We start from the raw sequence: 14,992 nt of genomic DNA, 5'->3' as shown, positions 1-14,992 counted from the left end.
AGAAAAGTGGTGGGTCGTGAAGGATTCGAACCTTCGACCAATTGGTTAAAAGCCAACTGCTCTACCGACTGAGCTAACGACCCATCTTATTGATACTGATGAAACTTAACCTGGTATCAGAGGTTAAAAGCCAACTGCCCTTTCTCTACACTCTTTACAAGAGCAAGCGACTGAGCTAACGACCCATCTTGGATGCCTAACTATTTAACCACTGTCAGAAAAGTGGTGGGTCGTGAAGGATTCGAACCTTCGACCAATTGGTTAAAAGCCAACTGCTCTACCGACTGAGCTAACGACCCATCTTATTGATACTGATGAAACTTAACCCGGTATCAGAGGTTAAAAGCCAACTGCCCTTTCTCTATTAAATAGCGACTGAGCTAACGACCCATCTTAGGTGCCTAACTGTTTAACCACTGCCAGAAAAGTGGTGGGTCGTGAAGGATTCGAACCTTCGACCAATTGGTTAAAAGCCAACTGCTCTACCGACTGAGCTAACGACCCATCTTAGGTGCCTAACTATTTAACCACTGTCAGAAAAGTGGTGGGTCGTGAAGGATTCGAACCTTCGACCAATTGGTTAAAAGCCAACTGCTCTACCGACTGAGCTAACGACCCATTTTTCAGACTAAATCTCGTTGATTTAGCGCCCAACCGACTACGTCGCTTTGAGGGCGCCTATAATACCTTTTTCATCTTCTCATGCAAGTGCAAATTCCCCATTTTTTTTTGTTTGCATGAAAAACAGACTAAGAGTATGTTTTTTAGTTAAATAGAGATTAAAGTCCCACCATCTGCTGTTTTGCTATGCGCGCTGCAGCACTATTGGCATATTCGCTGACAACTTGCTGGTAATAACGTTTCGCCGTGGCATTGTCATTACGCTTTTGCGCTATCATACCGAGTTTCACCAGGCTATCGCCTCGTTTATTGGAATCTTTAAACTGATTCACCACAGTATCGAAGGCTTTTGCCGCTTCGGCAAACTCACCTTTGTTATACAATAACTGCCCAAGCCAATAGTTGGCATTCGCGGCATAGGTGGAATCAGGATATTGACGTATAAATTCACGAAACGCCGGAATGGCTTCATCATACTGACGCTCTTTCAACACCAGATTAACCGCACGCTCATAGCTTGCTGTTTCACCTAAGGAAGAGCTCGCAGGACCTGAATTAACTGGCGTTGCTGCCACTTGAGTAGTCTTCGTTTTACTCAAGTTAGCGATATCTTCATAGAGCTGGCGTTGGCGCTGCAACATCTGATTGATTTGATAGCTTTGTTGCTCAGTGAGCCCGCGCAAATCCAACACCTCTTGCTGAAGTGTATCCAAACGCTGCTGCATCTCAAATTCGGCCGCCTGTTTGGCTTTTATGATCCGCTCTAAACGCGCAACTCTATCATCGGGGGAACCGCCTGCAATATCCTCAACGGGTGCAGGTGCCGCGACTGCGACACCAACACTCATCAGAATAGCCGCGGTAACAACGGCAGTTTTCATAGTTAACCCTATCTAACGCTTAGTAAACCAATACCGCACGGCGGTTCTTAGCAAAGCCATCATCGGTGCGAGAGAAATCTTGTGGTTTCTCTTCACCATAGCTGACGATGCTCATCTGACTTGGCAATACGCCCATGCTTTGCAGATACTTGGCAACGGCTTTAGCACGGCGTTCACCCAAGGCAATGTTGTACTCTGGCGTACCACGTTCATCGGCGTGACCTTCGATCATCACGCGCACGTTAGGGTGCTCAAGCAGATACTCGCCATGGGCATTTAGCACTTCAGAGAAATCAGACGATACTGAGCTTCTGTCAAAATCAAAGTAAATGATATGCTCTTTACGCAGCTCTTGGTATTTTATGCGCTGCTGCTCCTCTGGTGTCAAAATAGGGGCCACACCACCGGTTTCAACACCACCGCCAGCAGTCATCTCGCTACTTTCGCTGCCACTCATTGAACCGCTCGCATCGGTTTGTGACTCAGAAGTTGAGCTACACGCGCTAATAGCCATAATAGGCAGTGCAACAACCATAGCTTTCAACAGCTTATTCAGATCCATTTTGTAATCCTTAATCTTGTTCTCAGTAGTAAATTTATAAGAAAGGTGACCAAGCAGGAGATTTCACCTCCCCTTGACCCACTGGCAATCTCGCCTTAAATCGTCCATCCATAGAGACGGCAGCCAACACCTGCTGACCTTGATAAGTTGTGCCATAGATCACCATAGTGCCGTTAGGCGCTATGCTGGGCGACTCATCCAGACGCGTACTTGTCAGCACCTGCATAAAGCGGGTCTCAAGGTCCATACGGGCAATATTGAACTTACCCTTGGTGCGATTCACAAACACCATGCTGCGACCATCAGGTGAAATAGATCCACCCAGATTCCATTCCCCTTCGAAGGTCAATCGTGTCACTTTGCCTGACGCCAAAACCACTTGGTAGAGCTGTGGGCGACCGCCACGCTCAGAGGTAAATATCAGCGACTTACCATCAGGTGTCCAAGAAGCCTCGGTATCAATCGCATAGTGATTCGTCACGCGTTTAATCGCCTTGGTGGCAATATCCACCACATAGATCTCTGGCTGGCCATCTTTCGATAGGGTTATCGCCAACTTCTTGCCATCGGGCGAGAATGACGGCGCGCCATTGATTCCAGGGAAGCTGGTGACCTTAGTTCGTTGCTGAGTATAGATGTCCTGAACAAAGACTTCGGCCTGCTTGTTCTCAAAACTGACATAGGCCAGACGACGACCATCGGGAGACCAGGTCGGCGACATCAGCGGCTCGGGCGAGCGCAATAGCATCTGCTCGTTATAGCCATCGTAATCGGCAATCATCAGCTTGTATGGCGATTTGGCCTTATGGTCAACCACCACATAGGCGATTCGGGTCAAGAAGGCACCGCGGATACCGGTGAGTTTTTCATAGACGATATCACTGATGCGGTGGCCATACTGCCTAAACTGAGCAGCGCTAATCACGGTTTCACGGCTATCGAGCAAGTATTCACTCGCCGCCTGAGGACCGCCCGATTGCATCTGGGCTTTAACCAGATCGATAAGCTCGAAATTCACTAAATACTGGTCTTGTCCATAAGGTTTTACCGTCCCGATCACCACGGCTTCGGCAGCCACATTTGACCAAGACTTGAGATCCATCTGCGACAGGGAGCCTATGTTACGCTGAGGCAATCCCAGTTCATCCATGGGTTTAAAGGTTCCACTGCGGGTCAGATCTGACATCACCACGTCAGAGATCTGTTGCGGCATAGGTGTGTTGCCCTGCCACACAAAAGGCACTACGGCGATAGGACGCGCGGCATCGACCCCTTCAGTGATCACTATATCCAGTGCCGCCTTGGCCGGAATGGTTAAAAATGCCAGCCCCAAGATGAGCCATCTTCCCAAGTTTTTCATGGAACTCCTTTAATTAAACTCCGGTTGTACGGTGAGATTAATCTCTTTTAGCTTGTTATAAACATCGGCTTCCGGCGAGACAGGTAGACGTCCAGCCTTGTTAATCGCCGCCTTAGTGGCACGGCAGACCACAGGATCACCGGACACGATTTCATTACCTGTCACAAAACCATCTTTTGCCAAACGAATAAAGACTCGACAGCTCTTGCCTCGCATCGACTCATCGACAACCAAATGACGTTGAATCGTCGCACGTATCATTGATGTATAGCGCTGCACCTCGCTCATCACCTGCTTATTGCGAGTCTGCGACAGAGCGGCCTGCTCGGCGGCTAACGCCTCTTGCATCATACGTTCTTGTTCGCGGCGTGCGGCTTCTTCAGCCTTACGTTTAGCCTCTGCCTCAGCCTTGCGCTTACGCTCTTCGGCCGCTTTCTTAGCGGCAGCCTCTTCAGCCTTGCGTTTTGCCTCGGCTTTGGCAGCGGCTTCTTCAGCAGCTTTACGTTCAGCCTCTTTCTTCTTGCGCTGCGCCTCAGCCTTAGCGGCCTTCTCCTTTTCCTGCTGCTCTTTAAGCTTGGCGGCCTGAGCGGCCTTGGCAGCATTTTGGGTCTCTATCTCTTTCTGCTTGCGCTCTTGCTCTAACTTTTTAATACGTTGCTGTTCGCGCTCACGAGCCTCGCGAGCCTCTCGCGCCTTACGATCCAGCTCTTCTTGTCGCGCCTTCTCTTTGCGCTCTGTCGCCAGCTTCTCGGCTTTTAATTTTTCCACCTGTTCGTTGACCCGCTTCTGATCAACGATCACAGCTTGGATCGCCGGGGCGCTCGCCTGTGGCACTACCTTGGGCTTCTCACTGAAATCAACGCCCATGACTAAGATCACTATCACACCAATATGAATACTGGCTGAAACGATGAGTGGAATGGTAAAATCTGATTTCCCTGACACCTGCTACTCCTCAGGCGAATCTGTCATCAAGCCTACCGAAGGTACACCTGCTTTTTGTAACGTCACCATAAGCTGGATCACCCGCTCATAGGGAATACTTCTGTCGGCTTTAACCACCACAGGGCGCTCTGGCTCTAACTGCACTATCGCGCTCACTCTCACAGCAATCTCTTCGAGATCCAGCACCTCTTTGTTACTGGTACTGCCAATATCCAGATAGTAATCACCATCGGCATCGATAGAAGCGACCACAGGTGGTTTGCTATCGGCAGGCAGGCTTTCAGCCTCCCCTTGGGGCAGATCAACCTTCACCCCTTGGGTGACTATCGGCGCTGTTACCATAAAAATGATCAGCAGCACCAACATCACGTCGATATAAGGTACAACGTTGATCTCGGCTACCGGGCGACGCCTCTTACGTTGATAACCCTGCTGCATTAGCCGGCTTCCTTCTCGCTATAGGCTTGACGATGCAAGATGCTGGAAAACTCTTCCATAAAGTTGGCGTAGGACATCTCAATTTTCTCAACTTGGGTCGAGAAGCGGTTATAGGCAATGACCGCAGGGATCGCCGCAAACAGACCCATAGCGGTTGCAATCAGGGCCTCAGCAATACCTGGTGCGACCATGGCAAGCGTGGCATTTTCTACCGCACCTAAGGCGATAAAGGAGTTCATAATCCCCCAAACAGTACCAAACAGGCCGATATAGGGGCTGGTCGAGCCGATAGTGGCCAGCAGCGGCAAATGGGTTTCCAGCTTCTCAAGCTCTCTTGAGAGTGAGACTCTCATGGCTCGGTAACTGCCATCCATCACCGCCTCGGGGACCTTGCCATTAAGGGTACTTAGGCGGGCATACTCTTTAAATCCGGCGTAAAACATCGCCTCCAACCCTGTGTTACTCTCTTGCCTTGCTGATAGCTCTTTGTAGAGTTTATTAAGATCAACACCGGACCAAAATTTGTCTTCAAACTTGAGTGAACGCTGACGAGCCGACGTCAGCAAGCGTCTGCGCTGAATAATCACCGCCCAAGACATCACTGACAGCGCTAGCAGGGTCAACATGACAAATTTAACTAACAGACTGGCCTGTAAAAACAGCCCGATAAAAGAGATATCAGCTTCCACCCTTTAACTCCTGAACAATATGATGGGGAATGGCTTTGGGCCGCATGCGCGATAGTGCAACACAGGCCACCTGAATGAGTCCTTCACAATAGAGTGTGCCAGCCTCGTCAAGCAAACGTTGCCTGAATACCATAGAGGCCTTCTTCATCTCTATGACTTCAGACTCGACAAAAAGGTCCTGCTCGAACCGAGCTGCCACTTTAAAATCCAACTCGGCATGTTTAACGACAAAAGCGATATCGTCTGCCAATAGCTGGGTCTGCTTAACGCCTATATGTTTGAGCCACTCGGTGCGGGCTCGCTCGAAGAAATTAAGGTAGTTTGAGTGATACACCACTCCACCAGCATCAGTATCTTCGTAGTAAACGGATATAGGCCAACGAAACATAGCGTGAGACTGCCCAGCATTCAGATTAAACAGACGCCTACTATACCGAGTGCCCAGGCAATTGTGAATGCTTGAAGCCCTGCAGACTAAGACTTAGTGCATAAAATTTTGTTAATAAAAAAGGGAAGTTATTCACTTCCCTTTTATCTCTGTTTGCTTAACCACCAATCTTACTCGGCACTGCAAGGCCAAAGTTGTGCATTAAGAAACTATAAATGTCGGCAAACTCATCTATCTTCATCGCTGTCGGCTTACCGGCACCGTGGCCCGCCTTAGACTCGATACGCATGATGATAGGCGCATCACCCGTCTGTCTGTCTTGTAACAGGGCTCCAAACTTAAAGCTGTGCAGAGGCACGACGCGGTCATCATGGTCGGCCGTCATTACCATAGTGGCTGGGTAATCACGCTCGGTGATATTATGGTATGGCGAATAGGCAAGCAGCGCAGGGAACTGTTCGGCGTTATCGGCACTGCCATACTCACTGGTCCACGCCCAGCCAATGGTGAACTTATGGAAGCGCAGCATATCCAGCACACCAACAGCTGGCAACACGGCGGCAAAAAGCTCTGGTCGCTGAGTCAAGGCGGCGCCCATCAACAAACCACCATTACTACGACCATAGGCACCTAGCTTACTGCTATTGGTGTATTTGTTGTCGATCAGATACTCGGCCGCAGCATAATAATCATCAAATACATTTTGCTTCTTATCGAACATCCCGGCCTGGTGCCAGCTCTCACCATACTCGGCGCCACCACGTAGATTAGGCACGGCGTACACGCCTCCCATATCCATCCAGGCAATATTGGCTGGGCTGAATCTTGGAGTAAGCGAAATTGAGAAACCACCGTAGGCATACAAGAGAGTTGGATTTTCACCATTTAGGGTCAAACCTTTCTTGTATGAGATCATCATTGGCACGCGGGTACCATCTTTGCTGGTGTAAAACACCTGCTCTGACACATAGTTTTCAGGGTTAAAGGCGATCTTTGGCTTGGCATACAGGCTAGACTGACCGGTTTTAAAATCAAACTTATAGGTTGTCTGTGGCTGCACATAGCTATTGAAGGTGTAATAGAAGTAATCTTTACTGCGCTTGCCATAGGGACCGGCAATCTTACCCTTGCCCGGAAGATCGACATCCTGGCGCTTAACACCGTCCATGCTAAAAATGGTTAACTTACCCAGCACATCGTGCAGGTAGCTCACCACCAGATGATCATTGATAATGGATACAGCTGCGATAGGGTCGCTCGACTCAGGAATAACGGTCTTCCAATTTGCCTTAGCCGGACGATTCACATCGATAGCCACTATCTTACCGTTAGGCGCATTTAGATCAGTCTTAAAATAGAAGACAGACTTATCATTACCCAGGAAGCTGTATTCCGCTTCCAGCTCACTGATCAGCTCCACTACCGGGGCGTCAGCTTGGGTAAGCGACTTATAGAAGAAACGATTTCGGCTGTCAGTCCCTTGAGAGATAGAGATCAGCAGATAATCGCCTTGCTCTGACACTTCGGCGCCAAAGCCCCAATCTTTGTTTTGAGGGCGCTCATAGATTAACTTATCTTCAGATTGGTCTGTGCCTAGCTTGTGAAAATAGACCTTCTGATTAAAGTTAACATCGGCCAACAGGTTGCCACCTTCGGGCGCGTCATAACGAGAGTAGTAGACGCCCTGATTATCGTGACTCCACTCAGCACTAGAAAACTTAATCCACTTAAGTTCATCTTTTAGCATGGCGCCACTTGCCACATCGACAAACTGCCACTGCTGCCAATCCGAACCTGACTTCGAAACGCCATAGGCAATAATTTTACCATCGCCACTGACCGAGACACCGCTTAATGCCACAGTGCCATCAGTGGAGAAGCTATTGGGATCTAAGGCCACTTTTTCTTCGCCAGCCTTGTTTTTCACATAAAGCACAGACTGCGCTTGTAGGCCGTCGTTGCGGTAATAGAAGGTGTTATCGCCGCGCTCGATGGGTGCCGTCACTTTCTCGAAGTTCCACAGCTCTGTAATACGATCGACAATCGCCTGCTTATTTTCCAACTGGGCTAGAAAATCATGTCCTGCCTGCTGCTGTTGCTTGACCCAGCTGTGAGTCGCTTCACTTTCTTCCTCTAGATAACGGTAGGGATCAGCGACCTCTACCCCATGCAAAGTCTCGACAACCCCTTGAGGCTGAGTAGCAAGCTGTGCCGATGTCGGTTCACTGGCATGGTACTGACAGCCCATGAGTGCCAAACCTATGCCGGCAAGCAAAAGGTGTTGCTTTGATAATATCGTCTTAAGAGCCATGTGTAGCCATCCTGGATATCTCGTTATTATTAATGGTAAACCTGTGAGCAAGCGCCCAATTACGACGTACTATACAAGTAAAAAAAAACCGTGCAATGGTTACAAATAAACTAATCAGGGGCTTGCCTGAGATACTTGTTAATAAAAAAACAACATGGATGAATTATATAAATCGTGAAATTATGCAACAATTTTGCTTAATCAAGCGTAAATAGCCAATATGTATGAATTCACCACTTTCTGGGCGCTCGTTTGACATTAGAAATACTAATCTGAGGCGGGAATTTTTCTAGTTTGTAGGAGCAATGGTCTGACCCTATAATTCGTCTCGTTTTCAGGAAGTGTCTACCGCGCTGGTAGATATGAAAACAAGAACTCCGATTTCCCGTGCCAGTCACGTGAATTCATCCCTGGTTCTTATGCTTGACTTCCTTCCTTCAATTTGTTGATTGCAATATATTATTTGCGGCCCACTTAAGATTAAGTGGGCTTTTTTTTGCCTTAAAATCCCACTCTCTCAAATACCGCAATCAATGCCTGCCAAACGCCAAACGCCAAACGACAGAAACAACAAACCGGCCATTAAGACCGGTTTGCTAATGCATGAAACGCTTCTGGAAAAAGTTAGAGCGGTTTACTCAGACGGATCACAACACGTCGATTTCGGGCACGTTCATCTATGGTCGCATTGGAGGCCACATGACGACGCTCCCCATGACCTAGAGTGTGAATTCGCTCCTGAGGGATCCCTGCAGACAGGAATAGCTGTTTAACTGAATCCGCTCGTTTCTCTGATACCTTCTTATTGACCGAACGCCCACCGAAACTATCGGTATAAGCATCAATCAACACAAGTTCGACTTCAGGATCATAAGAGAGATACTCCTGAACCTTGGCGATCTGCGCCTTGGAGTAACGGGTTAACTCTTGTCCCCCAAACTCATAGGTCAGCACGGTAAAGGCAATATCTTCAAAACTATAAGGCAAGAGGTTGGCCAGACATGATTTAAACTCGGCATAACGACGGCCAAAATTGGCAGCGGATAGGCCGACTGCCACCTTACTGGAACGGTTATACCAATCGGCATAATAGAAGGTTGGCTGCATGCCGCGCTCAAGTTCATTGAGCATGGACCAAGCCGCCTTTTTCGGCACTTCACCGCTAAAGTATTTTTGATAAGTCAGCTCGGTGATTGGACGAGACACCACACCCGGGCGCCAAGCAGGTGCCATGCTCATCAGCTTGGCATTAGTGACCTCATCGGGCTTCACCCACATATCCAAGCTAAAGTTCAAATCATGATCTTTACCGGCACGACTGGTAAACACCGCCTTTCCGTATGCTGGGATCTCATGTTCGAGACGACAGATGATGGGGCTGGCGTCGCTTAAACGCCATGAGGACTGTTCCAAAGAGGCCACATAGTGACGCAACTCTGCATGTGCCGTCGTCGTAAGACTCAAGCCAATACCGAATGTCATCGCACTTAGCACTCTCAACCACATAGACAATCACTCTTATTAATTAGGTTACTTATCCCTATCGGCCTTATTTAGCTTTCCTTTAGCCTATATATTGACCAATCAAACATGACAAGCTCCCACCCGATACTTCATAATAGCCACCCACTCATCATTTTGGATATTTTAATGAGCGAAATTTGCGACGCAAACAAACTTAACCACAGATTTCGTGGTTACTTTCCCGTGGTTATTGATGTTGAAACTGCGGGCTTCAATGCCCAAACCGATGCGTTGCTGGAGATCGCCGTTACCATGTTAAAGATGGATGAGAAGGGTGATCTGGTATTAGACAAGACACTGCACTACCACATCGAGCCCTTCGAAGGGGCTAACTTAGAGCCTGAAGCCCTCGCCTTTAACGGCATAGATCCAAGCAATCCACTGCGAGGCGCAGTGAGTGAGAAAGAGGCCTTTTTGGAGATCTTTAAAGAGGTCAAAAAGCATCAAAAGGCCTCTGATTGTCATCGCAGCATCATAGTGGCCCACAACGCCTCCTTCGACCATGGTTTTGTGACCAAGGCGATAGAACGTAATGGCCTCAAACGCACGCCGTTTCATCCCTTCGCGACATTCGATACTGCGGCTTTGTCGGGTCTGGCTCTGGGGCATACAGTGCTAGCTAAGGCCTGCGAAATTGCCGGCATCCCCTTCGATAATAAAGAGGCACACTCAGCCCTCTACGATACCGAGCGCACCGCCGAGCTGTTTTGCCATATTGTGAACAAATGGAAAGCTTTAGGCGGATGGCCACTTAGCTCTGATAATGCCGACGATTCAATGGAAGAACAGAGCGAAAGCCAAGATAGCAGTTCAAGTTAGCGCGATGATCAAATCCAGTTAATGCACTCTAGATAGTGCCACTTTAACGGTTTACCTCATCACAATATCAAAGGGGATGCAGCGCAATAGCACCGCTATCCCCTTTTTAACAATGAAACGATATTAAAGCACCGTTTACAACCCAGTGTATTGATTTAATTTTAGCGTATTAATTAGCGCAAAAATCTCTTCTAACTCTTTAAATAGTTGTTCAATATCTTCTTGAAAGCTTAACTCTTTTTGGATATCTAGTTTAGATTGGAAATAATCATGACTACTCGCTATTTTAAGCAGTAACTTCCCGTCTTTAAAACAAGCTTCCAGTTCAGAATTATAGAAGCGCCCTATTGAGAGCAAGCGTTCCATCGTCGCGGTATTAAGCAAGTAACGTGCTTCAACCTGATCGCTACTGTACACTTCAAACTCTCTTTCAAAGTTTACATCTTCGAGCCTAACCCGCGATAAATCACTTTTGAAGGCATCCAATTTGTTACCGAACATGCCTCTATCTTTGCTAATCAGGGTAATACCTGAAAAACGTTTAGAGATATCAAACTCAATTAATATGCCATTGAAAATATTTTTGTATCGGGTTTGATTATCATTATTAGTACCATCTTTTACATCCAACCCTAATTCCCGTAGCAAAAATTTAATGCCTTGATACTTCCCTTTGAAGGAGTCTTTAAAATAGCCACGGTCATATTTAGGTAAGATACCGTAATCTTTGTACGTATCTAACTCTGGCAAATTTGGCGGATTGAGTTTAAATTCCTTACCAAAATAACGAATGAGAATAGGATAAAGCTCACTAAAAATGTCTCCGCTTAATTTAGTCACTTCGCCACATGCCCAAACATAAACGCCTGCGATCATTGCAAATACCGTCATGGTACCGAGCAGACTTATGGTGAATAGTTGGCCGTCATCAAGCACTGCTAAGCTATAATACATCACGGCAAATCCGACGAGAAATAATGGGATGACGAGTTGGCCTAAGGGTTTAGCAATTTTGGCTCGTTCGTTGTATCGCTTGACAGCATCTAAGCGCATCTTTTCATAGGATGCACATTTTGGGGCAATATTGCGCTTGTAGTACTGACTAAAAGAAAGTTTATCCTTTTCAGGAACATCAAACTCCATCGGATTCATTTATCACTCCTTGAATATGTTTTAATGCGACGTAATACCTACGAGCCTATAGTTTTGGTCCTTAACCGTATCAACGTGCATCATTTATATAGCAAAAACAAAAAAGCCGCGATCCTCGCGGCTTTTTTAGCTACAAACTACTATCTTAAGATTATAGTGAGTCAGCGTTGTCAGTCAGGTAAGAAGCAACACCTTGTGGGCTTGCGTCCATACCCTTGTCACCTTTTTCCCAACCAGCTGGGCAAACATCACCATGCTCTTCGTGGAACTGAAGCGCATCGATCATACGTAGCATTTCGTCAACGTTACGACCTAGTGGTAGATCGTTAACCACTTGGTGACGAACCTGACCTTCTTTGTCGATAAGGAAAGAACCACGGAAAGCCACACCGGCTTCTGGATGCTCAACGTCATAGGCTTTACAGATCTCATGCTTCACGTCAGCAACTAGCGTGTATTGCACTTGACCGATACCACCCTTGTCTACAGGAGTGTTACGCCATGCGTTGTGAGTGAACTGAGAGTCGATTGAAACACCGATAACTTCTACGCCACGCTTCTTGAACTCTTCCATGCGGTGATCGAAAGCAATCAACTCAGATGGGCATACGAAAGTGAAATCAAGTGGGTAAAAGAATACTACAGCTGGCTTTCCTTTAATCGCTTCGCTCAGGGTAAAGCTATCTACGATTTCGCCATTACCAAGAACTGCTGCAGCAGTGAAATCAGGAGCCGGACGGCCTACTAATACGCTCATTTTATATCTCCATCTATGGATTGAAAAAGCTTTTAATTATGAACTCCAAAGCATTATAGGCAGTCACCAGCGGGACACAAGTAATTTGGGATCATTGTCACCTTTTATAATAAAAATTCATCGAGTTGCCTAACTTATCACCTGCGGCCCCCGACCTTGGTATGCATGTTTACACTTACGCAGTAAACTTGAATACAGTTCAGTTACATCTCTGTCTTATTTCAAAGTTAAAACGCCTTGGCGCTGGACAACACGGGCTATTGCTGGCAAAAATAGCTTCCCATTACAGATTAAAAAATCAGATTGAATCAATATGAATGCAGTTGTTATAGCCGTTTGCTTGATGTTGGGCCTTAGCCTTGCAAGAGTAAACGTCGTCATCGCGCTCACCGTGAGTGCCCTGGTCGCCGGGCTCGTCGGCGGCATGGACCTTCAGCAAACGGTCGAAGCCTTTAATACCGGCCTGGGCGGTGGCGCGCAGATCGCCCTGAGTTATGCCCTACTGGGCGCCTTTGCCGTCGCCTTGTCGCACTCTGGCCTCACCACGCTTATCTCCCGTAAGGTGATCGCTCAGCTAGGTCAAGAACAAAGCCCTGGTAACATCAACAAGGTACGCTGGCTCTTGCTACTGGCTATCCTGGCGATGGCGGTCTCTTCACAGAACATTCTGCCGATCCATATCGCCTTTATACCGATTCTGATCCCGCCGCTACTGCATGTAATGTCTAAGCTCAAAATGGATAGACGCCTAGTCGCTTGCGTGTTGACCTTTGGCCTAGTGACCACCTATATGATCTTGCCTGTGGGCTTTGGCGGCATCTTCTTAAATGACATCTTGCTATCGAACCTCACCAGTAACAACTTGGAAGCCGTGCGAGAGCAGATCCCACCAGCCATGTTGATCCCAGCCCTGGGCATGGTATTTGGCCTGTTTATCGCCGTGTTTATCAGCTACCGTAAGCCTAGAGAGTATAAAGAAGAACTGATTCTGGCGGCCGAGCCCGAAGAAACCCTGAATCGCCGTAATATTTTCATCGCCCTGATCGCCATTGCATCGACTCTCATCGTCCAGCTCTATACTGGCTCAATGATCTTCGGTGCACTCATCGGCTTTATCATCTTTAGCTTTTCAGGGGCGCTCAAACATGTCGCCGATCAGGATATCTTTAACCAAGGCGTGCGCATGATGGCCAACATAGGTTTTATCATGATCTCCGCAGCTGGCTTTGCCGCTGTGGTCAAAGCCACTGGGGATGTAAGCACCTTGGTAGACTCCCTCAGCCATCTTATTGGTGATAACAAAGCCTTGGCAGCATTCTTAATGTTGGTGGTCGGCCTGCTGATCACCATGGGGATTGGCTCATCATTTTCTACCATTCCCATTATCGCCACTATCTACGTACCACTGGCCATTAGCTTTGGCTTCTCAGTGCCAGCCACCATCGCCCTCGTGGGCACGGCAGCGGCGCTAGGCGATGCAGGCTCGCCAGCATCAGATTCGACCCTGGGGCCAACTGCGGGTCTTAACGCCGACGGTCAACATGACCATATCCGCGATAGCGTTATCCCAACCTTTATCCATTACAATATTCCGTTATTGATCTCGGGTTGGATAGCAGCCATGGTGCTGTAATTATCACGAGCAATAAAAAAGGAGCCTAAGGCTCCTTTTTATTGTGTTATTGATTGCGCGGCAACTTACTACTTATTAAAACTTACTACGCATTAATTAGTTCGCGGTAATTACTTAGTACCGAAAATCTTATCACCGGCATCACCCAGACCTGGCAGAATGTAGCCATTCTCGTTGAGACACTGGTCGATAGAAGCGGTATAAAGCTCAATATCAGGATGCGCTTTTTCCAGTGCAGCAATCCCTTCAGGCGCCGCCACCAGTACCAATGCTTTGATTGCAGTGCAGCCGCGTTCTTTCAGCAGGTCGATGGTCGAGATCATAGAACCACCTGTAGCCAGCATAGGGTCTACGACCAATGCGATACGCTCATGCATATTGCTGGCAAGCTTCTCGAAATATGGCACGGGCTCTAGGGTTTCTTCATCACGATAGATACCGACTACCGAAATACGCGCGCTAGGTACATGCTCAAGCACGCCATCCATCATACCCAGACCAGCACGAAGAATTGGCACGACGGTCACTTTCTTACCTTTAATCTGCTCAACTTCAACTGGACCGTTCCACCCTTCAATGGTGACCGTCTCGGTTTCAAAGTCAGCTGTCGCTTCATAGGTTAACAGGCTACCGACTTCTGCCGCTAACTCACGGAAACGCTTAGTACTGATGTCTCCCTCACGCATTAATCCAATCTTATGACGTACTAAAGGATGCTTAACTTCGACCACTTTCATCGTTCTCTCCTGATGCTATTCCAGTTTTTTTCAGCAAATTGTACCGATTCTAGTAGATTTGTTCACAATCGAAAACTTAAAGTTTTACAAACACGGCAAATCGTGACCTAAGTCCGTTTGAATATTCAAAATCATCCCTTTCGAGTGCCCACACAAGCTGATAGAATAGCGCCGC

The 14,992-nt window shown here is 47.6% G+C and carries 14 protein-coding genes and 4 tRNA genes; 2 read left to right on the top strand and 16 right to left on the bottom strand.

From position 1 onward, the window contains the following. Window positions 1-7 precede the first annotated feature (7 nt). From L2712_RS18225 to L2712_RS18165, 13 genes are all read right to left on the bottom strand, one after another. Window positions 8-83, bottom strand: a tRNA-Lys gene (locus tag L2712_RS18225). A 140-nt stretch (window positions 84-223) separates the two neighbouring features. After that, a tRNA-Lys gene (locus tag L2712_RS18220) sits at window positions 224-299 on the bottom strand. A 129-nt stretch (window positions 300-428) separates the two neighbouring features. Continuing rightward, window positions 429-504 (bottom strand) — tRNA-Lys (locus tag L2712_RS18215). A 38-nt stretch (window positions 505-542) separates the two neighbouring features. After that, window positions 543-618: transfer RNA gene (locus tag L2712_RS18210), tRNA-Lys, on the bottom strand. Between the two features lie 161 nt (window positions 619-779). After that, the gene (gene ybgF, locus L2712_RS18205) at window positions 780-1,502 is read right to left on the bottom strand and encodes a tol-pal system protein YbgF (protein WP_033539974.1); all 723 of its coding nucleotides are present in this window, start codon (window positions 1,500-1,502) and stop codon (window positions 780-782) included. Between the two features lie 19 nt (window positions 1,503-1,521). Next, window positions 1,522-2,064, bottom strand: a complete 543-nt coding sequence (gene pal / locus L2712_RS18200; protein ID WP_033539975.1) for a peptidoglycan-associated lipoprotein Pal — start codon at window positions 2,062-2,064, stop codon at window positions 1,522-1,524. 34 nt (window positions 2,065-2,098) lie between these two features. After that, a complete protein-coding gene (tolB, locus tag L2712_RS18195; protein ID WP_248978625.1) occupies window positions 2,099-3,424 on the bottom strand; it encodes a Tol-Pal system beta propeller repeat protein TolB in 1,326 nt (441 codons plus the stop codon). A 9-nt stretch (window positions 3,425-3,433) separates the two neighbouring features. Continuing rightward, window positions 3,434-4,369 (bottom strand): cell envelope integrity protein TolA, encoded by a 936-nt coding sequence (gene tolA, locus L2712_RS18190; RefSeq protein WP_033539977.1) that lies wholly within the window; start codon window positions 4,367-4,369, stop codon window positions 3,434-3,436. 3 nt (window positions 4,370-4,372) lie between these two features. Then, complete coding sequence (tolR, locus tag L2712_RS18185) at window positions 4,373-4,807, bottom strand: protein TolR (protein WP_033539978.1); 435 nt, start codon at window positions 4,805-4,807, stop codon at window positions 4,373-4,375. After that, entirely contained in the window at window positions 4,807-5,496 is a 690-nt protein-coding gene (gene tolQ, locus L2712_RS18180) for a protein TolQ (RefSeq protein WP_033539979.1), read from the bottom strand. The genes tolR and tolQ overlap by 1 nt, the downstream gene beginning before the upstream one ends. Continuing rightward, window positions 5,486-5,884, bottom strand: coding sequence for a tol-pal system-associated acyl-CoA thioesterase (ybgC, locus tag L2712_RS18175; protein WP_033539980.1), 399 nt, complete (start codon window positions 5,882-5,884; stop codon window positions 5,486-5,488). Before ybgC ends, tolQ begins: the two co-directional genes overlap by 11 nt. 157 nt (window positions 5,885-6,041) lie before the next feature. Next, entirely contained in the window at window positions 6,042-8,195 is a 2,154-nt protein-coding gene (locus tag L2712_RS18170; RefSeq protein ID WP_248978624.1) for a prolyl oligopeptidase family serine peptidase, read from the bottom strand. Window positions 8,196-8,819: 624 nt separating this feature from the next. Beyond that, window positions 8,820-9,677, bottom strand: a complete 858-nt coding sequence (locus L2712_RS18165; protein WP_088905941.1) for a flagellar protein MotY — start codon at window positions 9,675-9,677, stop codon at window positions 8,820-8,822. Between the two features lie 168 nt (window positions 9,678-9,845). Here L2712_RS18165 and rnt point away from each other — a divergent pair, with 168 nt between their 5' ends. Further along, window positions 9,846-10,538, top strand: coding sequence for a ribonuclease T (gene rnt, locus L2712_RS18160; protein WP_088904908.1), 693 nt, complete (start codon window positions 9,846-9,848; stop codon window positions 10,536-10,538). Between the two features lie 135 nt (window positions 10,539-10,673). Here the strand turns inward: rnt and L2712_RS18155 are convergent, their stop codons facing one another. Continuing rightward, window positions 10,674-11,690, bottom strand: a complete 1,017-nt coding sequence (locus L2712_RS18155; RefSeq protein ID WP_248978623.1) for a DUF3137 domain-containing protein — start codon at window positions 11,688-11,690, stop codon at window positions 10,674-10,676. 151 nt (window positions 11,691-11,841) lie between these two features. Next, a complete protein-coding gene (locus L2712_RS18150) occupies window positions 11,842-12,447 on the bottom strand; it encodes a peroxiredoxin (protein WP_033539985.1) in 606 nt (201 codons plus the stop codon). A gap of 313 nt (window positions 12,448-12,760) precedes the next feature. Between L2712_RS18150 and L2712_RS18145 the strand changes: the two genes are divergently transcribed. Next, on the top strand, window positions 12,761-14,080 hold the full coding sequence (locus tag L2712_RS18145; RefSeq protein ID WP_088904910.1) for a Na+/H+ antiporter family protein: 1,320 nt from the start codon (window positions 12,761-12,763) through the stop codon (window positions 14,078-14,080). 110 nt (window positions 14,081-14,190) lie between these two features. On the opposite strand, the gene upp is transcribed toward L2712_RS18145, so the two are convergent. Beyond that, the gene (gene upp / locus L2712_RS18140) at window positions 14,191-14,817 is read right to left on the bottom strand and encodes a uracil phosphoribosyltransferase (RefSeq protein ID WP_033539987.1); all 627 of its coding nucleotides are present in this window, start codon (window positions 14,815-14,817) and stop codon (window positions 14,191-14,193) included. Window positions 14,818-14,992: the final 175 nt, after the last annotated feature.

The organism is Shewanella marisflavi, assembly GCF_023283925.1.
Taxonomy (GTDB): domain Bacteria; phylum Pseudomonadota; class Gammaproteobacteria; order Enterobacterales; family Shewanellaceae; genus Shewanella; species Shewanella marisflavi.
This window is presented reverse-complemented; position numbering and strand designations above follow the sequence as displayed.